This is a genomic window from Mesorhizobium tianshanense (assembly GCF_007830515.1).
In the GTDB taxonomy this organism is placed as follows: Bacteria; Pseudomonadota; Alphaproteobacteria; order Rhizobiales; family Rhizobiaceae; genus Mesorhizobium; species Mesorhizobium tianshanense.
This window is the reverse complement of sequence record NZ_VLKT01000010.1, coordinates 57,096-74,986: the sequence shown is the minus strand read 5'-3', so window position 1 is coordinate 74,986 and position 17,891 is coordinate 57,096. Positions and strand designations below refer to the sequence as shown.

The 17,891-nt window shown below is 60.1% G+C and carries 26 protein-coding genes and 1 tRNA gene; 6 read left to right on the top strand and 21 right to left on the bottom strand.

Features of this window, described 5'->3' with window-relative positions:
* Positions 1-39: 39 nt before the first annotated feature.
* Both IQ26_RS10030 and IQ26_RS10025 read right to left on the bottom strand, forming a co-directional pair.
* Positions 40-1,194, bottom strand: coding sequence for a D-alanyl-D-alanine carboxypeptidase family protein (locus tag IQ26_RS10030; protein WP_145716398.1), 1,155 nt, complete (start codon positions 1,192-1,194; stop codon positions 40-42).
* A gap of 115 nt (positions 1,195-1,309) precedes the next feature.
* Entirely contained in the window at positions 1,310-2,527 is a 1,218-nt protein-coding gene (locus tag IQ26_RS10025; protein ID WP_145716397.1) for a septal ring lytic transglycosylase RlpA family protein, read from the bottom strand.
* A gap of 492 nt (positions 2,528-3,019) precedes the next feature.
* On the opposite strand from IQ26_RS10025, the gene IQ26_RS10020 reads away from it, so the two are divergent.
* Both IQ26_RS10020 and IQ26_RS10015 read left to right on the top strand, forming a co-directional pair.
* Positions 3,020-3,109 (top strand) — tRNA-Ser (locus IQ26_RS10020).
* Positions 3,110-3,232: 123 nt separating this feature from the next.
* A complete protein-coding gene (locus tag IQ26_RS10015; RefSeq protein ID WP_145716395.1) occupies positions 3,233-3,445 on the top strand; it encodes a hypothetical protein in 213 nt (70 codons plus the stop codon).
* A gap of 58 nt (positions 3,446-3,503) precedes the next feature.
* On the opposite strand, the gene IQ26_RS10010 is transcribed toward IQ26_RS10015, so the two are convergent.
* The 3 genes from IQ26_RS10010 to IQ26_RS10000 are packed head-to-tail and all read right to left on the bottom strand — an operon-like array spanning position 3,504 to position 4,809.
* Entirely contained in the window at positions 3,504-3,698 is a 195-nt protein-coding gene (locus tag IQ26_RS10010) for a hypothetical protein (protein ID WP_145716393.1), read from the bottom strand.
* Entirely contained in the window at positions 3,692-4,045 is a 354-nt protein-coding gene (locus IQ26_RS10005) for a hypothetical protein (protein ID WP_145716391.1), read from the bottom strand. Before IQ26_RS10005 ends, IQ26_RS10010 begins: the two co-directional genes overlap by 7 nt.
* Entirely contained in the window at positions 4,042-4,809 is a 768-nt protein-coding gene (locus IQ26_RS10000; RefSeq protein ID WP_145716389.1) for a hypothetical protein, read from the bottom strand. Before IQ26_RS10000 ends, IQ26_RS10005 begins: the two co-directional genes overlap by 4 nt.
* 84 nt (positions 4,810-4,893) lie before the next feature.
* Between IQ26_RS10000 and IQ26_RS09995 the strand changes: the two genes are divergently transcribed.
* Positions 4,894-5,196, top strand: a complete 303-nt coding sequence (locus IQ26_RS09995; RefSeq protein ID WP_240547049.1) for a helix-turn-helix domain-containing protein — start codon at positions 4,894-4,896, stop codon at positions 5,194-5,196.
* Between the two features lie 605 nt (positions 5,197-5,801).
* Here the strand turns inward: IQ26_RS09995 and IQ26_RS39110 are convergent.
* The 3 genes from IQ26_RS39110 to IQ26_RS39680 all read right to left on the bottom strand — a co-directional run bounded on the left by IQ26_RS39110 (position 5,802) and on the right by IQ26_RS39680 (position 6,565).
* Positions 5,802-5,960: a hypothetical protein gene (locus tag IQ26_RS39110; RefSeq protein ID WP_156090929.1), complete on the bottom strand. Its 159-nt coding sequence runs from the start codon at positions 5,958-5,960 to the stop codon at positions 5,802-5,804.
* A 38-nt stretch (positions 5,961-5,998) separates the two neighbouring features.
* On the bottom strand, positions 5,999-6,268 hold the full coding sequence (locus IQ26_RS09990) for a hypothetical protein (protein ID WP_145716385.1): 270 nt from the start codon (positions 6,266-6,268) through the stop codon (positions 5,999-6,001).
* 123 nt (positions 6,269-6,391) lie between these two features.
* Positions 6,392-6,565, bottom strand: coding sequence for a hypothetical protein (locus tag IQ26_RS39680; RefSeq protein WP_167522677.1), 174 nt, complete (start codon positions 6,563-6,565; stop codon positions 6,392-6,394).
* 173 nt (positions 6,566-6,738) lie between these two features.
* Between IQ26_RS39680 and IQ26_RS09985 the strand changes: the two genes are divergently transcribed.
* Positions 6,739-6,933, top strand: coding sequence for a hypothetical protein (locus tag IQ26_RS09985; protein ID WP_145716383.1), 195 nt, complete (start codon positions 6,739-6,741; stop codon positions 6,931-6,933).
* Between the two features lie 168 nt (positions 6,934-7,101).
* Positions 7,102-7,272 carry a hypothetical protein gene (locus IQ26_RS39105; RefSeq protein WP_156090928.1) on the top strand — a complete coding sequence of 57 codons (171 nt, stop codon included), beginning with the start codon at positions 7,102-7,104 and terminating at the stop codon, positions 7,270-7,272.
* Between the two features lie 117 nt (positions 7,273-7,389).
* On the opposite strand, the gene IQ26_RS09980 is transcribed toward IQ26_RS39105, so the two are convergent.
* Both IQ26_RS09980 and IQ26_RS09975 read right to left on the bottom strand, forming a co-directional pair.
* A complete protein-coding gene (locus IQ26_RS09980; protein WP_145716381.1) occupies positions 7,390-7,578 on the bottom strand; it encodes a DUF1059 domain-containing protein in 189 nt (62 codons plus the stop codon).
* 519 nt (positions 7,579-8,097) lie between these two features.
* Positions 8,098-9,243, bottom strand: coding sequence for a hypothetical protein (locus IQ26_RS09975; RefSeq protein WP_145716379.1), 1,146 nt, complete (start codon positions 9,241-9,243; stop codon positions 8,098-8,100).
* A gap of 947 nt (positions 9,244-10,190) precedes the next feature.
* Here IQ26_RS09975 and IQ26_RS09965 point away from each other — a divergent pair.
* Positions 10,191-10,415, top strand: a complete 225-nt coding sequence (locus tag IQ26_RS09965; protein ID WP_145716378.1) for a hypothetical protein — start codon at positions 10,191-10,193, stop codon at positions 10,413-10,415.
* A 120-nt stretch (positions 10,416-10,535) separates the two neighbouring features.
* Here the strand turns inward: IQ26_RS09965 and IQ26_RS09960 are convergent, their stop codons facing one another.
* The 11 genes from IQ26_RS09960 to IQ26_RS09905 form a co-directional block, all read right to left on the bottom strand.
* Positions 10,536-10,838, bottom strand: coding sequence for a DUF1236 domain-containing protein (locus IQ26_RS09960; protein WP_145716583.1), 303 nt, complete (start codon positions 10,836-10,838; stop codon positions 10,536-10,538).
* A gap of 200 nt (positions 10,839-11,038) precedes the next feature.
* Positions 11,039-11,704 (bottom strand): hypothetical protein, encoded by a 666-nt coding sequence (locus IQ26_RS09955; protein WP_145716376.1) that lies wholly within the window; start codon positions 11,702-11,704, stop codon positions 11,039-11,041.
* 4 nt (positions 11,705-11,708) lie between these two features.
* Complete coding sequence (locus IQ26_RS09950; protein ID WP_145716374.1) at positions 11,709-12,893, bottom strand: hypothetical protein; 1,185 nt, start codon at positions 12,891-12,893, stop codon at positions 11,709-11,711.
* Positions 12,890-13,348 (bottom strand): hypothetical protein, encoded by a 459-nt coding sequence (locus tag IQ26_RS09945; RefSeq protein WP_145716372.1) that lies wholly within the window; start codon positions 13,346-13,348, stop codon positions 12,890-12,892. The genes IQ26_RS09950 and IQ26_RS09945 overlap by 4 nt, the downstream gene beginning before the upstream one ends.
* A gap of 2 nt (positions 13,349-13,350) precedes the next feature.
* Positions 13,351-14,028: a hypothetical protein gene (locus IQ26_RS09940; protein ID WP_145716370.1), complete on the bottom strand. Its 678-nt coding sequence runs from the start codon at positions 14,026-14,028 to the stop codon at positions 13,351-13,353.
* Positions 14,029-14,039: 11 nt separating this feature from the next.
* Positions 14,040-14,231 (bottom strand): hypothetical protein, encoded by a 192-nt coding sequence (locus IQ26_RS09935; protein WP_145716368.1) that lies wholly within the window; start codon positions 14,229-14,231, stop codon positions 14,040-14,042.
* Between the two features lie 118 nt (positions 14,232-14,349).
* Positions 14,350-15,795, bottom strand: coding sequence for a hypothetical protein (locus IQ26_RS09930; RefSeq protein WP_145716366.1), 1,446 nt, complete (start codon positions 15,793-15,795; stop codon positions 14,350-14,352).
* Positions 15,792-16,169, bottom strand: a complete 378-nt coding sequence (locus IQ26_RS09925) for a hypothetical protein (RefSeq protein ID WP_145716364.1) — start codon at positions 16,167-16,169, stop codon at positions 15,792-15,794. The genes IQ26_RS09930 and IQ26_RS09925 overlap by 4 nt, the downstream gene beginning before the upstream one ends.
* A 381-nt stretch (positions 16,170-16,550) precedes the next feature.
* A complete protein-coding gene (locus tag IQ26_RS09920; RefSeq protein ID WP_145716362.1) occupies positions 16,551-17,030 on the bottom strand; it encodes a hypothetical protein in 480 nt (159 codons plus the stop codon).
* A complete protein-coding gene (locus tag IQ26_RS09915) occupies positions 17,027-17,254 on the bottom strand; it encodes a hypothetical protein (protein ID WP_145716360.1) in 228 nt (75 codons plus the stop codon). The genes IQ26_RS09920 and IQ26_RS09915 overlap by 4 nt, the downstream gene beginning before the upstream one ends.
* 389 nt (positions 17,255-17,643) lie before the next feature.
* Complete coding sequence (locus tag IQ26_RS09905; protein WP_145716356.1) at positions 17,644-17,844, bottom strand: helix-turn-helix transcriptional regulator; 201 nt, start codon at positions 17,842-17,844, stop codon at positions 17,644-17,646.
* Positions 17,845-17,891: the final 47 nt, after the last annotated feature.

Sequence of the window (17,891 nt, the reverse complement as noted above, 5' to 3'; positions counted from 1 at the left end):
GTAATAGTCCCGACTTGAGAAAAGGTCCACGCCGTGGTGCTAACGCAACCAGCCGACGGCCAGTTCCTTGACGGCATCGAGCGCGCGCTGCGGCAGCGAGCCCGGGCCAACGGACTCGGCCGCGAAAAGCGGCGTCTCCTGGCTCAGCGTGTCGCCGATCCAGACCCGCAGTACGCCCACCGCTTGCCCCTCCTCCACGGGTGCTGCGACCGGTCCGTCATAGACGATCCTGGCGGTCAGCTTGTCGCGATTGGCGACGGGCAGGAAGATATTCACCGGCCCTTTTGCCTTCAGCGCCACACCGGATTTCGCACCGCCGAAAACCTGCGCTTCGCCGACCACTTCATCCTTGGCGAAAATCTCGGTCTTCTGGAAGGAACGAATGCCCCAGTCGAGCAGCTTTCGCGCTTCCTCGGCGCGCTCGCGGTCGTTTGCCAGTCCGCTCATCGCCGCGATTATGCGTGCGCCATTGTGGCTGACCGAGCCGACGATGCCGAAGCCGGATGCCTCGCTCATGCCGACAGCCAGGCCGTCGGCGCCGATATCCATTGCCAGCAGCGGATTGCGGTTTCTCTGGGTGATCTTGTTCCAGGTGAAATCCGTCTGGCTATAGTAGCGATAGAGATCCGGGTACTCGCGCCAGATATGCAAGGCCAGAAGCGCAAGCTCGCGAACGGTCGTCTGCTGACCGTCGGCTGGCAGACCGGTTGAATTGACGAATGTCGATTTCTCCAGGCCGATCTGCCTTGCGCGCTCGGTCATCTGCGTCGCGAAATTCGCCTCGGATCCGGCGAAGCCTTCGGCGATAATGATGCAGCCGTCATTGGCTGCCTGGACCGTCACGCCCTGGATCAGGTCTTCGAGCCGGATCGTCGATTTAAGCTTGGCAAACATCGTCGACGTTCTGGATGGCGCGCCGCCGGTGCGCCATGCGTTTTCACTCACCACGAACGTATCGTCGAGCGTCATGCGCCGCGATTTGATGGCGTTGAAAGCCACCTCCATCGTCATCAGCTTGGCCAGCGACGCCGGCGGTATCGGCCTGTCTGCGTCTTTGGAAAACAGCACCGTTCCGGTTTCGGCATCAATCATGAAGGCCTGCGCGGCCTTGGTCTCGAAAAGCTGCGCCGCGGCCGGAACCAGCGAAAACAGCAGGAGGCCAAAACCCAGGAGCCCGGCGAAGCGAAATTTCATGAAAGGTTAGACCTGTCGGCCGGCATTTCTGGGCAAGCTCTACAAGCTATCAGGCTTTGTCCCGGCGGATCAACCGCGCCTACGGATAACCGGGCAAAACTTCAGGTTTTGCCGGTCAGTTCCGAACCACGAGCGCGTCGGGTGCACCGTGCGACCACGCTGCCTGCAGCATTTCGTCCAGGCTGCCATGGCCGTCCGGATAGAGATTGACCGAATACCAGTCCTTGCCATCAAGCTCGGATCGCTGGATTTCGGCCTTGCCGAAGCCGGAAAGCTGGGCCGCCACACGCTGCGCCTCGGCGGCATCCTCGAACGAGCCCGCAGCGACATAGTCCGTGGGCGAACCGGCCGAAGGCGCTTGCCGCTTCCACGATTGAAGGATTTCGGCGGGCGACATGCCGGCGCCGTCCAACGTGGCAAAGGCATTGGCGGCACCCTGTACGCGTTCGTCCGCATAAGACAGCGACGCCACGGAGAATGGCGATTGCGCCGGCAGATTAATTTCCGGACGCTCCGGCGCGATCGGCCCGAAATCAGGCAGCGTCACACTGCCGGCGGCCGATATGACAGGCTGTGCCGACGCGGAATTCGTCAACTGACCGGGAAATGGGGCGGCTACAGGGCCCAACGCCGAGTTCGGAGATGGGCCATTCATGGCGATCATGACGCCGGTCGGCAGGCCGTCCGACGGATCCGGCGCCCTATTGCCTGGATTGTAGGAGGCCATCAGGTACTGATCGTCGTTACCGTCAAGCGGCGCCCGGCCGACATATTCGACCTTCACCTTGGCCGTGCCGATATTGGCATAGTCGAGCATTTCGGCGGCGCGCTTCGACACATCGATGATGCGCCCGTCATGGTAAGGGCCGCGATCGTTGACGCGCACGATGACCGAACTGCCGGTCTTCAGATTGGTGACGCGCGCATAGCTCGGCAGCGGCATGGTTGGATGCGCGCCGGTCAGATGGGTCATGTCGTAGATTTCGCCGTTGGCGGTCAGCCTGCCGTGGAAGGCCTCGCCATACCAGGACGCTGATCCGACCTTGGCGTAGCGCTTGTCTTCCTTCGGATAATACCACTTGCCGCGCACCTGATAGGGCTTGCCGAGCTGGTCGCGTCCACCGCCGCGCTGCAGGCCCGACATCTTGAAGGTGACGCGCGGGCTGGCCTTCACGCCGTATTCGGATTCGGAAAAATATTCCTTGGAACGGGGCTTCTTGTTGACCATCGCCTTCGGCTGCGGCGCGGCGCAAGCCGCCAGCAAGGCGGCCGACAGGGCGCACAACATGAAAGCGGAAGCGCGACGTAGGTGCGGGCGCGCCATGCTCTGCATTTTTCGACTGTCCCCCCCTCAGCAAAGGCACCGCAACCTGACCGTCAGCGGGCCACGGTACCCACCCAACAAATGCCGGCGCCACTTGATTCGCAATCCCTTGTGCGCAGGAATTGTTTATCACCGTATTAACGGATTATGGTCGGAACCGGGCGAGATTGTGGCACGACCCGTCTCGCCGATCGCTGCGAAAAATCGCGGCTTTTCGACCCCTCGGCGCAGCGCTGGTCGTCTTGCCGCAGCTCCGCCGTCAGGCGCCCCACCAGCCCGGATGCCTGCAAGAGCCAGCAGGCTTGTCCGGCTGCCCTGGATGCTGGCACCGTCCATTGGCGATCAATCCATGCTTTGCGGTTGGCAGGAAGCGTCACGGCCAGTTGACAGGGCTTTGCCGGGCACACTAGAGCAATGAAGCGCCAACGATCTCTAGCGCAGCGGTGCCACTGGCACGATTTGAGATCAGGACGAACATCCAGGTGGTTGAAAAATCACGATGGAGGGATGGCCGAGCGGTTTAAGGCACCGGTCTTGAAAACCGGCGTGGGTGCAAGCCCACCGTGGGTTCGAATCCCACTCCCTCCGCCAGATGTCATTGATTTATTTACATAATCTTCCGTTTTACTGGCCTTGCGTACAAAATTGCGCACGGTTGATTTGGCTTCGTTTCCTGTCACATTTTGCCCAGACGGTTCATTGAGGAGAAAATTGGTGGCAACCATGTTGGAAAATCATATCGCGTGGATGAAGAAGGAGGTCGCCAGTCTTGCTGACCGAATTCGGATCATCGAAGACGAGGAAGCCCGATTTTATTCGAGGCATGATGGTGAGCCTGAGGTCGATATGACTCAGACATTCCTTGCCGAAAACAAGCTTAAAAAGGCAGAGCTTGAGAATCTGCTGAAGCAGTACGGCATCGGCTGAAAAAGGCGCCCGCCACCGTAAGGCAGCGGGCCATGTCGTTTCGCCTGCGGAATGATTTTCAGTGCAGCGTCGACTGTTGGGCCTCCTGATCGACAGGAGGCTCCACGAGCCTTATCGGTTCTTCCCGGATCGACTTCATCAGCTCGCGCCAGTGATCATCCAAGATCGAATTGCACTGGCGCACCGCCCGCCTGTCTCCGGCCATGAATCCGACAACGAAGACAGCGGCGATGAAAACGGCTGTTGTCACCATGGCGACACCAGCACTTCCTGCGACTTGAGGTTTTCAGGCCAAGTGACAATCTCGCCATAGTCCGTTCCATCGCCCTCCAGGTCGGAGGCGGAACCTGCCAGATTGCCCTCCAGATCCTCGCCTAGACCGTAGGCGCCGGTGCGGGTCCAGCCGAGCGACCATTCATCGTCGCTGCTGTCGCCCTCCAGGTCATCGGTGCCGACGACTTCGGCGCCGCCAGCCAGCCAGGGCTCTAGATCCGGGTCGCCGTCGATCTCGTCGAGCAACGCAAGAAGGTTCTCGATCGTCGTTTCGATCCGCAGGCGTAGGGTCGGCGTCATGCCGATGAATACGGTCTGGCGCCTCATGACGCCACCTCGCTGGCCATTCGAATAACCGATGCCGCGAGTTGCGAACCCCAATCGAAGCCATCGGCATTAAGCACCCGATAGACACGGTCAGCTTTTTTCCATGTGGCCAGCGCCTGCGCCTTGATCATGACGCCCTGCATGGAAGTTTCCGGCTGCGCCATGATGGCTACGATCAAGCTCGTTAAGGCCTTGGTTGCCGCGCTATGCCGCTCCGAGACCTGCTCATAACCTGAAGCCTCACGGATGCGTGCGGTTTCAGCAGCATACCTCTCGGCAATAGAGATTTTACGCTGCGTTTTCTTGATATCCTTGCGGAGTTGGGTGCGGCGCGCTTCCGACTTGATCCGCTTCGAAGCCAGCTGACGTTCAATCGACGCTTTCCACCAGCGGAAGTCATTGGCGGTACCGACACGCAAGCAATCTTTTAGCCCGTCTCGATATAATCCTGCGCCGGTAAGAGTACGCTCGATCTCGCACCCGTGTTCTATTATTTCGTCCGGAGCGAGCGGCCAACGTGGCGACCATTCCGCGAACACTGCGCGTTTGGCGGCTTTGGCTGCGAGCATTTCCGCTTCCGCCGCCGGCAACTCATTTCCGAGCCGGATCAGTTCGGAGTTTTCATTCACCGCGGCAGAATGCGCGGCCGGCGCCACAGTAACAGCGGCGGCGGCAGTGGATGCAGCCGCGAGCCCCATCAGAAGGCGGCGGCGGTTGATTGCGGGCATGCCTTCGGCGGCTGCCCGAACAGTGGTGTTCGACATTGACTTTCTCCAATGCAATGTTAATCCAGAGTACGCATGTTATTTGCAACTTGGCACATTTCATGTCAACACGTTTTTTGCAACTTGGGACAGTTCATGCTCACTTCAGCACAATGTCGAGCGGCGCGCGCCTTGGTAGATTGGTCGCGCGAAAAGCTCTCCGAGCAGTCGAAAGTGAGCCATCGAAGCATCGTTGATTTCGAACGTGGTGCCCGCGAACCACGCTTGCTGACTAAGGAAGCGCTGGTCCGCGCCCTCGACGCCGCCGGCGTCGAGTTCATCCCCGAGAATGGCGGCGGTGCTGGTGTGAGGCTGCGGAAATCGCGGCCGACCGCCCCTCACCTGCCAGACGGCGAAGCTGGCATCATCGAAAACAACGAGATGTAGGCGACACTCCGCTATTTGCTGAAAATTCGGTAGTCTCAGTTTGAAATACAGCGCGCTTGACGCCGGGTGTCGCGTCCCGCCATCGGTTCCTATATGTTCATGGCAGGAGGATAGAGACGATGGCATACGACGATCAGATCACGAAACGCCTCGCGGCGATTCATCGTCGACTGGATCAAATAGCAAGAGAGGAGGCGCAGCCCAACTTGGTAGGCGGAGAAGCGGCGCGCCATGTGTATGATGTACAGAGAGACCTCCTAATCGCTGAGACTGAAGCATTGTTGGATCGATGGGAGAATCTTCGGAATGCCCACCGGTCCTAAAGGCCGAAAGCGCATTCAGCCGAAGTCTCGATGAGAGCCTATCAATCCCTATTGGGCCGCACTTAAATTCCAGATGTCCCGATGCAGGCGCCATGTCCCGTCGTCGCCCTTTTTCCAGACGACGATGTACTTGCCCGCAACGGTGGAGAGGGCGCCGTCTTTGCTCGGCACATCGAGCGTAAATGCGCCAACTTCGTAGGCGAGGTTTCGCGGCCTCTTCCGCGGCGGCGGGGCGACCATCCTGTTGAGCGGCTGGTAGGCGAAGGGATCGGTGAGCGGGCGTTATAGAAAATACGAACCGGCCAGCGCGTACCCTGCCCAGGTCAAGATTGAGAGCACACACAGGACCAGGAGCCACGGAATATCTGCACGGATCACCGGATCCTCGGGCAGGCGGCTCGCAAACCATTCAGGAAGATTGTCGCCATCGTTCTTATCCATGGCCAGCAATGTTTTCTGCCGCCTTTTGTTCCAAGTTTCTAGGGCCTCCCTTCTAGCGCCCCGTCCTTTGCCTCGCGATAGGCGCTCGGGCTGGTGTCGGGCGTGTAGATCAGCCCGACCTTGTTGCCGCCGCACCTTGAGCATTTCAGCTTGGGTTTCAGATCCCATTCCATTGCCGGTGCGTCTGGTCCGAACCGATCGCGGAGCCCAGCCAGGTCGAGATCATGACGGTGATGGCAGTCATAGCAATTGGCCGTGACGACCATGCGCGCGCCGATCAGTTCCTGGAAAGTCCAGCCCGAGCCCATTTGGCTAAATTAGCGCACCACAGGGGAGCCCGCCAGCGCGCGTTTCGGTTGGCCGCGCTGATGCGTCTCGCGCATCTCTCATCGCCGGCCCGTGGCCCTGTGGTTAGGCTTTCGGTCTGGTGTCTAGCGTTTTCTGGTCAGAAAGCGTGCTTCTCGTATAAGCGACGCCCAGCTATACCCCAACACGGCGATAAGGTCGCGAGCCTGCTCTTCGGTGATACCCGCCTCTTTAACCAAGCGCTGAACGATAGAGTTGTCGGGGGGCTCGCTGGGTGTTCTGTCCTGCTCGTCTTCCATCGGCAGAATTCCCTTATCGGGCGCAACGCAAACATCTAGGTCAGGTTCCGTCGCAGGAATGATTCGCTAACCGATTGTCGAAAGTGTACAGTTCTCAGGTCGTCCGCCTCTTACGGCACACGGACGCTTGGTAGCCAACTCAGGTGCTCCCGCCTCTAAAGAGGGAGACTGACATGGCAGAAGACCATTCAGCTTGTTCGATATCGGCCTTTGATGGCGATGTGCTTCGCAGTGTCTTCAAGAAATCGGTCATCGAAGAGAGAATTCCCGAAGACCGCTGGCCGTCCCTCGCCACGCATTTGGTGCGCGAATTGACCGGCTACGAGCACGTTGCTCCGGAAGTGCTTGCTTGGATGATGCGAAAGTAGATGGCTCGACGTGCGGGCACATTTGGCCTCTACGAGCCCCGCCAGCGCGCGTTTAGGCTCGCCGCTGTCCTACAGCCGGGAAGCACCTCGCGCGTCCTGGCGGTGCCTTGTGCCTGCCCTGCGATGGTGATTTGATGCTGTGATGGGAACTTCGGAGAAGCGTACCCCATGGCGAAACGAGACGAATCCGCCTCCGCGGAACACAGCGAAGCCCAGCCCACCACAGAGCACAACAAGACCGCGCTGGCGGCGGCCTGGTGTGCGCTCTCCGCGCGTGCTGACGGCCGCAAAGGCGATTACGATTTCTGGTATCGGGTCTTTGACCTGACGCGGCACTAGGGCACTCCGAGCAGCACTGCGCTACCCCCGAAGGGCGCCGCGTGCGGCTGGAGGCGCGCTTAATCACTCGGTAAGCCGCGTGTGGAAGGGCTATTGGCAGCGCGCTGCTGGCTCGCCTTACGAATTACGAATTAGCTTCTTGACCTGTTGACGGTCTTCGTCCGACCATTGCGCCGGGTCTTCCCCATGAGCGAGCGCGCCGTGCAGTTCGACGTGCTTCATTACTTCCGCCTCGGTCGCGGCGGTGAACGATGCCGGGCAAGCTTCATTGCCGGGATAGTCCTTACACCGATACGTATAGGCCATGACTTTTTCCTCCCATCGGGAGAATAGCACGAATTGGCCTCAACTTAGAACGACCCGCCTCTATCCGCTGTCTTTTGCCTTCCGCCTTCGCCTGACCTTCGCGGTATAGGAAATTTCGGATGCGTCATGAGGAATAACGGCGGAGGGCAGAAGCGCGCACTGCCGCCAACTCAGCGTTGGTGTTGTCAGATGCATCGGTCATTGAATTGTCTCCGTCAGGCGCCCCTAATACTTCGGAAACGATTGCAGAAGCATGGCAACCAACGCTGCGCCGGTGCTTGTGAAGCTGACAGACCGATCGGCTTGAAGAACCGTTGGGTGATCCCATCCCCAGCTTCTCCTCTGGCTGCCCTGCGGCGTGTCCTCCTGCCTGCTCGTGGTCTGCCTTGGCGCCCTCGCCTTGCTGCTTCCGGTGACGCATTAAAGCGCTTCGGCGGCCCTGTAGAACTCGTCGACTTGATCGGTGGTGAAACCGAGCGCCATCTCTAGCCCGCCTCGCGAATGCGGGTCGAAGGCGCTCTAGATGTGCAGGTGCCTTCGAAGCTTTTTGACCCGGCGCGCGAATTTGCTCTGGACAGGGGCGGCTATCCGGGCGTTAAGCCGCGCCAGCCAAGGTTCTTTCACTCCGTGCTTCACGCAGTATCTAGATAGGCTCTCAAGTTCGAGACGCGCGGCGGAGTGCGGTATGCCGATCGCGTCTATCTGATCGAGTTCGAATTTACCCGGCATGCATTCCGGATCGACGCCGTGCGCCAAGAAGTTCATGCGGGTGCGGACACATTTTCCGCACACACCGCAGTTCGAGTCGTGCTTTCTGCCGCAGACATGCACAACGCTGCGAGCGTGTTTGTCCTTCGCGATGCGCCCGGCCTTTTCGGTCCTAGTATACGACGCCCCGTCAAGAACGATCTTCATCGCCGGCGTCGAAAGCAGATGATCGGTCGAAGGACTCGATCCGAACGGGATCACCTGCTCCAGATAGCTTTCACCGCTGGCGAGATAGGCGAAGCTGCTCAAATGCTCGAAATTGTGCAGACACGAAACGTAGCGCGCCGCATAGCTATCCTCGATATCCTGCCTGAATACCTGTTTGAGGTTGCAAGTCATGACATTGAGGTGGACGCCGCGTTCCCGCAAGAGCGGCCTAAGCCGGTTGGTGTAGGCGGTAATTTCCTCATCGGATCTAGCGCCCGCGAGCGACACGAACATCGCCTCCTTGACTGGACGCAGCGTGTCCGGCTCGGTGCGGCAGAGCATTGAGAACATCGAGTCGACGCCGCTGGAGAACGCCATGATGGCAGGGCCAGTCGAAATCGGCCGGGGGCCAACAACCTCGTCAGCGTTGATGTCGATCCTCTTGTAGCGTTCTGGCCTCAGGCAGGCCCAAGCGTCCGCATATTCCCGTATGTTGATCAGCGTGTCCCGTTCGACCGCGCCGCGAATGAACATGCGGTCGCCGATCTCCATCGCCTTGAATAGAACGCAGGAGATAAAGCCGTCGATCGAGGTGTCTGGAGCCTCGTGATCGAGCAGATCGAAGTGGACGTGATGCTTTTCTCCGGCGATATCCGCAGTGAGAATTCGCCGCGTCATCGCCCTTGTGCGGACAGTGGAAAGTGAGACTTCCATATCAATCTGGGTAGCGGCGGCGGGTGCGCCGGTCAAGCGCTAGCCCCAATAAACGCCGCTGATGGTATAGTCTTCCGACCCCAACCACGACGCGACTGCCGAATAACTGCTCGCAGACGCCGCTTCAACCTCCGCAGCCGAGCCACGCAGGGACGAGCCGGGAGTGATGTCGCCCAATTCCGTCGCGATGCTCCATGTAATGTCGCCAACGGCAGAGGTGGAAACTGCCCTGGCGCGGCACTAGGGCAACCCGAGTACAGGGCCACGGCGGGCTGCCATGGATAGGCCCGCGCCCCGGTGCCGAGCGCGGGCCTCACCGGTATCTGCAGCGGGACGGAACTGCGTACAAGCCCGCTGCTCCTAATCAAACTGTTAGAAACGGCTAATGTTCCGCTTGACGACCGCCAAAGCCACCCAAGTATCATGGAATGGCGCGGGATATTCTGATCGGCGACGAAATCACGCTGACGGCATCACGCTGGCCCCGTTGGCGCCGGTACTCACCCGTTTTAGGCATGAGTCGCCACCAGGCTCATCCGATTTGACGGCCAGGGGGAACGGAACATGACAATTTTACTAAATTAGCAACAACGCATGGGGAGCCTATAACTGCGCAGCCGGCGACCCCCAAACCGCCAGCCGGCCAGGCCCGGCGGCCGGCTGTTGGTCACACACAATAAGGCTGCCGGGCCGCTCAATCCTCTTCCCGGAAATCCTGCAGCGACGCGTGCCGCAAGTCGTCCTCGCCGCGCAGATGCTTGACGGGGCCGATCAGCCCCGGCCTGACCCACTGCGTTGCCGGCCACTTCATGCCCTTTGGCGAGGCTCCTGGATGTACGGCTCGGATTTGAAATCTCACCGCCGCAGCGATTAGATTCGTAACCCTAGCTCGTAAGTGCTAGGACTGCTGTTGTCGTCCGATCTGCATGGCTACGGGCGCTTGAAAGAGTCGATCACGCTTTCGCCCAACAGGGAGACGCGCGATGATCCTCCAAGGCATAGCAGACGCCGAGCAGTTGGCGACGCTCACCAGAATTCTAGACGATTATTGTGAACAGGCTGGCATTGAGGGGTCGCATCCGGCGCGAGAGCATCTCGCCCGTCGCCTGATCGCTCTTTTCAGTGGTGGCATCGATAGTCCCGACGACATCAAGATGGCTCTGGATAGCATCTCAAAGGAGTTTCACACCGACCTCAGAGCCATGTAGTTGGGCTATAGGTTCTTCACCATGCCGATGAAGAGCATGACCCGTTGGAGCCTGTGAATTGACGCAAAAAGCCCGCCGCACCTTTCGACACGGCGGGGCTTTCAGCCTGAAGAGTTCGTGTCAGTCGTAGACCTTCACAATCTTGCGGGTAGATGGGTCGACCAAGACGGTTCGGCCATCGACGACTACGTAGCGGTACTGAACGTCCGGCACCTCGTAAAGCTCGACTGTATCGGGCAGAGCTGTGCCGATGTTGAGCTCCACGCCGAGAAGGCTGACGGATGCCATCGGTTTCTTTTTCACGTATTCCCGGATCACAGTATCCTGCTCGGGTTGAATGACGACGACGTCCTGGGCGGCGGCGGCGCTGACGCCGGCGAGCAGAAGGATTCCTGCCGCGGCCGAGGAAAGGTGATTTCTCATATTACCTCCAAGCAAACTCCACTGCGGCGCTTCATTGCTGCCGCGACGGGTTTGCTTAGCTTGAACGGTGCGGAGCAATTCTTGTTCCACTGGCAGTGCGCGAATCCGCTGGATCTGATTAATACTTCGGAAACGATTGCAGCAGCCGTAGTGCGATTGTTCCATCATCCTCGTGGTCCTCTCGTTAGGTTGGGGGAGGATCAACTGAATCGCAGGTAGCCGCTGGCCAATATGTTCGTACCTTGGTCACCCGTGTCGATCGTGTGATCTGCTGGCGACGTGTTGTAGATCTTGTAGCCACCGATTCCGATGCCGCTGTCGCCGAACTGTTGCGTCGCATCGAAGGCGGGGGAGGCAATAGAGAACATGGCCCCGCCAGATGATCCTATTGCGCCGCCAAGCACTATAAGCGGCCCTGGTTGACCGGAAGCGCTCACGACTTGCGCGGCCGGGTTGTCGGACGTGGCTTGGGAATTCCACCAAACCATTGGCAACACGGCAGTCACTGGCGCGTTAGGACGGAAGATATAGAGCAGTTTCCCTTGAAGTATGTTTCCATCAATGCCGACGATCGTCCCCGCTTCGCCACCGTCCAATATCCTGTAGCTCTTCATCATGCGCGCGGAAGCAGTTCTTGAAATCGCGGCATTCATGAAGTTGGTAAACCCGGCAGGGGTTACAGACAGGGGAGGCGTCGAGCTGAGAGAAATACCTATGTCAATGAGAACGGCAACGTCTCCCGCCTGGATGTTACCCGGCCAATTGATGGATGCTGTGGCGGTCGTTGTGGTCGAGAGCAGCGTAACGGAGGTCAGGCCGGACGGGGCGTATGTGCCCATCATCGCCATTTGAGCAAGTGCTGCCATAAGATCAATCCTTCCGATTGGTGGCGTCGGGCAGGCCCAGGGCGTCGCCCGTGGCGGCTTCGACCCTGTCAAAGAGCGTCCTGGCGTAAAACAGATTCTGGATTGGGAGCAGCCGGCGGGCCGTGCGCAAATCGCTTTGCTTGAAGTCGCCGGCTGCAACAGCACCGGAGACCTGGAACATGTCGGCGGTTAATCCCACAGTCGGGCCAAGGAAGGCCCCAGCGACGTTGCGCGTCTGATACCTGGACACAGGCTGACCAGTGAAATACGAAAGCCCGACTTTTCCCCTGGTGGCTTTTTCGAGGACCCCGTTGGCATCCATTGCCCAGCCGACAAGCCCGGACCAGTCCAGCGCCTCGACTGCCCAGACGGCCGGATCTTCCGATGTCTCGCGGTTGGCGATGGTTTCCTTCGCCCAGTACGTCACGGCGCCCAGGCCAAGCGCCAAAATCATTCCGTTCACGGTTGCGGCATCGCGCTGCTGAAGCCCGGCGAGCATCGTCTTTTGCATCGAGGACATCGCAAAACTTTTGAACTGGCTCACCAGCTTGCCCACTTCGGTGCTCATCCACAGCGGCTTGTCCTGGCCGGGTGTGACGATGGTCCTGTCGACTTCGCGGACGACAGCTACCCGGAATGCCTCGCGCGCGCCGGCATCGTCCCAGTCGCCGGCCTTGGCCAAAAGAATGCCGTCCTGGCTGTCGCCATAAATGGAGAACTCCATGCTGATCCTTCTCGCAAGATCAGCGTCGATGCCGGATGAGGCCAGGTTGCGAATGTCCTTCGCCGTGCCTTTCCCCGCCGCCACACGCTGCGAAGCCCGCAGCATGTTGGTCATGGTGAGAAGGCCTGAGAACTGTTTCAGCGTGGCATTCCACGGCGCCATCAGCGAGACGAGATTAAACTTGGATGAAAAGGCCGTGAGCCCTCTTTCCAGCATGGTGTGCCTGCCGAAATCGTCGGTGATATCGGCCATCGCCATGGCACGAGTATCGAGGATCATATCCAGTGCCGTGCCGGCGTCTTTCACCTCCTGAGCTGCGAGACGGAAGGCGCGGACATTGCGGACCAGTGGAACGAACCCGTCACGAAATGTGCTCGTAAGCCCATGGGCAAAGACCACCTTGGCCATGTCAGGGATTGCCGAAAGCGTCATGCCGCCGACGAGCTGGAGCGGATGCACGGTCATTGCTGGTATCCCTTTGGCTGCCATGCTGGATTGATTGGGGACAGAGCGTCGGCACCGGTCACGAAGGGCATCAGCAGCTCCATTGCCGCGACATCCTCTTCGGTGAGCCCGCCCGCGGCTGCGAGGACGCCGGTTTCCGCGCATCGGTGCATGGCCTTGATCGCGCTTGCCGGAATCGGTGAAATCACCGGCGGGTTCAATTGCGCGACGAGATGGACCGTCTCACCATGGCGGGACTGATGCGAGCCGAGATAGATTTTGCATACGCCCAGAAAGCCGCCGGCGCCCATTCCGTTTATGAACCCGGCAAAGGCCCCGCCTGCTTCGGGATCGAGCAGGACCGCCACGACATCCAGCGGCCGAATCTCCAACGTGGGATCGACCTCAACATTGCTGCCGTTCGGAATGATGGCACCCAGGCAGTTGCCGCAGAACTGGAATCCGTAAGCCTGCATGATCAGGCGCCCCGATCGGTCGGATGGTGAAAGTCGGAATTCGACGAAACGCCCGCAACCGGGGCGCCGACGCCGGCGCGGGTTTCGAGCGGCCCGCCAGGGCTCAGGAATGACAGAAGCAGCTTGTCGGCCTGCACCGCCGGCCGGCTCAGTCGGTCGGGAATTGATGCACGGGGGCCGGCCATCGCTTCACGGCGAACGGACATCAGGTTGATGCGCAGATCAGGCCGCCTGGCCTTCTCAAACTCGCCGTCCGTCGCGATCAGGGACCGCTTCAGCGCATCGCAGGCGAACAGTTCGGCGCGAATCTGCTCGATATGCCCGTAAACCTTGCGCCAACGCTCCGAGATGTCGGCCGCCTTGGCCTTGGCGTCCTTGCCAAGCGCCTCGATATCGATTGCGGCCTCGTCTTGTGCAGCCTTCGCACGCCTGAGATCGGCGCCCTCAATCGCTTTTTCGATGAGCTCGATCTGGGAATTGCAGTCGGCGATCGACGCACGAACTTCCGCAAGATCGCCATCGCCGAAAATCGCCTTGTCTTCGGCTTTCGCGAGATCGGCTTTCCGAGCCATTGCCGCATTCAAATCGGTATCGAGCGCGGAAATCACCGCGGCGTAATCGGCAGACGTGCGGGCGGCGTGAAGCGCCTCATAGTGCGCGGACAGAAGCAGGGTTGCCATGGGTCTTTTCCTCATTTCGGGTTGTTCGGGAACCATTTGTTCAAATCCTCGCCGGCCGCCTTGCAGAGCTGGACGGCACGAAGCGGGTTTTCCCGGCAGAGCGCGGAAATCGCCGTGATGCTCGGGATCTTCCCGTCGTCGCCGCGAACAAACGGGTTCTGTGACGGAGCCGACGAGGGCCACTTTTCGCCAATCGTGGTCATTTCCGAGATCCTTTCGCGGTTCGTGCCTTGGCCTTGGCTACGGCTCGCTTCTGGGCGGCGCGCAACTTTCTCGCGATGGCAGGGGCGGAATTCGTGCTTGCGGACATGGTGCGGTCTCCTATCGAAAGGCGGCGAGTGGGTCGGAAAAGGTCGGTTGAGGGCGCGCGCCGTAGAAGCGCTCGGGAAGACGGCCGTCACCGCCATCCCAAGCCTTGTCGAGAGCGCCACAGGCGGCATTGCAGAGGTCGTCGTGCGCTCCCGGCGCGTGATCAATCAGATCCTTGCCACCGACGCGGGTGCGTCGCTCCAGCCCGATCAGTTGGTTGATCAGCTTCTTGTCATCGAGCAGCGCGATCGACTGCGAATTGATGTGAGGCAGCGTGTCCCGATAGATGTCCGTCCGCGACTTGTTGGAAAGCTCGTAGTTCACGCCCTTGTTGCGGAAAAGCTCACGGGGGTACTCGCCGGCATAGCGGTCGCCGAAAACGCGGGTGATCCGATAGGACTTTAGCAGCAGGGCAAACTCTTCAGTGACGGCCTCGGGCGAGAAGGGCGGCACAACCTCGCGCACTACGTCGAGAATGGCGGTCTTGTTCTCACGATGAGCGATGGCCACGCTGAAGGCATCCGCACCGGCGCCGGACGTGTCGACGAAGCCGACATACTCCCATTGCCGCTCGAAAGGCCGCTCCCGCACGCCGTGGTCGACGCAGGCTATGACGGCCTCGCGGTCGACGAACGCCTGCAAGTCAGACCGGAACTCGGCGCCGTACTCGGCAGCGGCAACGGCTGGATCTTCCTCGTACTTCTTGTCGATCTCCTTCTGCGGCACGGAGGGGTTCATGGTGCGCGTCGAGGCCTGCCAGACGAGCGGCGCAGCATCGTGGCCGTAGTGGCGCTGGCGGGCATCCCAGAGCACGCCACGGCGGCTGTAGGGGGACGAGGCGCAGAGCATCATCGCATCCGGGATGGTCAGCATGGCAGGCCTGAGAGCGTCCAGGACCTCTTTGTCAGGGCTGGCGCTGTCATCCGACCTCCAAAACGCAACCTCGTCTGCAAGGGCAGCGGCCAAGGTGTAACCGCGCACGGTGCGGAAGTTGGCGGTAGCAACCTCGATCGTGGTCGAGTTGGTGAGGTCGAAGCTCTCCTGCGCTTCACGCTCGATCATCTTCTTGAGGGCCGGAACACCGGTCAGCAAGCCGCGCACATAGCGCATGATCACCCGGGCCTGCTTGCGGTCGGCAGCAATGACCAGAATGGTTGCGCGCTCACCTGGGGTGAGGAATGCGCGATAGTCGCGGAAACACGCGAGGAACACCGCACAAAGCGCCATGATGAACGACTTGCCGCCGCGTCGGCCGATAATCAGCCAAGCCTCTTTCGCGGCGGCCGTCGGGGCGTTCGGCCGTGCCGTGCACGCGGTGAAGATGGCCAACTCGGCTTCCGACATCGGGAGGCCGAACAGAGCCGCCAGGAAGGCACGCCACGCTGTCCACGTCGCCTTGTTCTTGAACCAGGGTGCGAACAGCTTGGGATCGTCCAGCGCGTCCAGCAGCGTCTTCATGCCGAGCGCCTGTAGGCTTCGAGATGGTCGGTGATATCGTGAGCGACACGCTTCAGGCCAAGATCGGCAATGATCTGGCGTTGTGACTTGCAGATGCCGGCGAACTCGGTCGCGTCGATCGGCTCGCCTGAGAGCCACGAAGCAGCGGCATCTTCACGCAAGGCGCCAAGGAAGGCCGCAGAGTCCACAAGCTCGCGCTGCATGGCGCTCAAACCGTCACTGCCGCCAAGGTCCGCCGCAAAGGCGTCACGGCGATCAAGAACGGCCCGAGCGGCGCGCGTCCGGCTATCGAGGTCAGCCAAGGTCCGAAGTCGCAGCTTGCCGCCGCCCTTCGTAGGGGCTTCGCCCTCTATCTCGCCTGCATCTGCCTGCATTTTTTCGCTCCGATTTGAGCCGCCAATGTGCGCTGATTTGTACGTAAATGCAATGATAGCGGCGAAACACCTTGCAAATAAAGGGGTGTCAGGCGGAAATACTCTCCGCCAACGCCCGAAACCGGGCCGATTTGTCGCTTGTCGATCGAGGAGAGAAAAACCCGCGTTCTGAGCGCGTTCGTTGAGAAGATTTCCCTCAAATGATTGCGTAAAGGGCTTCAGATGATGGTCGTTCTCTTCCCGCCCCTTTTTTCGATGCGAGGTCTCAAAGTCTTCTCTCGGTTTAAGTTTCGGTTTCGGTCTCTCTCTCCTCTCGGTCTTTGGTCTAGTCTCGGTCTCTGTCTCTCTGTATCGATAGGCTATCGAAAGGCTTTGCATAGGCTATCGGACCCTTTGGAGCATTGGAGTGTTGGCGAGCCGCGAGTGATTGCTGATTTCGCTGTTCACAACCTGCTCGCTCTGCCCTCCCCAATCGGTTTCGCAGAATTCGGCCTCGGCCAGGAGCCGCAGTTCGTCGCTGTCGATCTTGTTGATCATGCGCCTTGCGCCCTTGGCGTGCTTCGCATTGGTCGGCGGGTTGTGTTTGAACCAACGGTTTACAAACACCTCCTCCGTTGCTCGATCGAAGCTTATGAGTTCGGCAGCAACGAGCAGATCCCGCGCCGTCCGGTATTGTTCGAGCGTCCAACCAAGATCGGCGATCGCGTAGCCATCGGGCAGCCTGTAGCAGCCCGACGAGTTCATGTGGTCGCCGGTCATGAAGTAGACCAGCAACAGCCGTTCATCGCTTCCCTGGAGCCCAAGGAAGCGCGGCGAGCGCCACAGGGCTGGCGAGACCTTGGACCACTCGCGCCCGCTCATCCGGTCCTCGCCTTCATGTGCACATGCCTGTGATGCAGCCGACATAGCCAGTCGACACACAACGGCTTGTCATAATCGGGATGGTGAGCCTCGGCATCGAGGGCGCCGCATTCCTTGCACGGCTCCTGGATGATCAGGCCGCGCTTGAGAGCGGACCTGAGCGCTTGCTGAGCCCAGATCGCTTTCGGGTTCGCCAGTTTCCATTTTGTTGCCGGCGAGGTCATGGGCGGCCTCCCAGGCAAGCGAGTTCGACCACGACGCGAGCCGTTGGCGCCGGCAGATGCCAGCGAGCAGCGATAATGGCGACGGCGAACTCCGTTGCGGAACGGCCGAAGCTGGGATAGATTGCTCCCACCTGGTTGCCTTCGGAAGCGCCGGTTCTATCAACGCCGTTCCCGACTGCCATCGGGGCGGCGTTTCGCTTTTCAGGGCTTCGCATGAGCCGCCTCCCTTGCCTTGGAGGCAACGCGGCACGCTTCAACCGCTTCGGGCACAGACAAGCCGAAGCGGTGGCGCAACAGCGGTATAACAGGCTGCGAGAGCCGATCGCGGGGGTTTTGGGCAAGCCAGTTGCCGGCGAGGTCGATGGCGGCGGAGTGTGAATGATCAAGGGTCATGCCGCCACCTCACGGCTTGCGGCGATCACCTTCTGCTGCCACTTAGCGACGTCTTGCTCAAGCCATCCGCTTGAGCGTGGGCCGAGCTTGACCGGTTTTGGAAATTCGCCCCTGGCAATTTTTGCGTAGAGCGTTGAGCGAGGATAGCCCGTGAGCTTCTTCAGCTCAGGGAAGCGGATGATGTTCTGGACTTCCATTGTTGGTTGCTCCTAGGCGTTGTTGGACGCCTTAAGAGCATGACCGA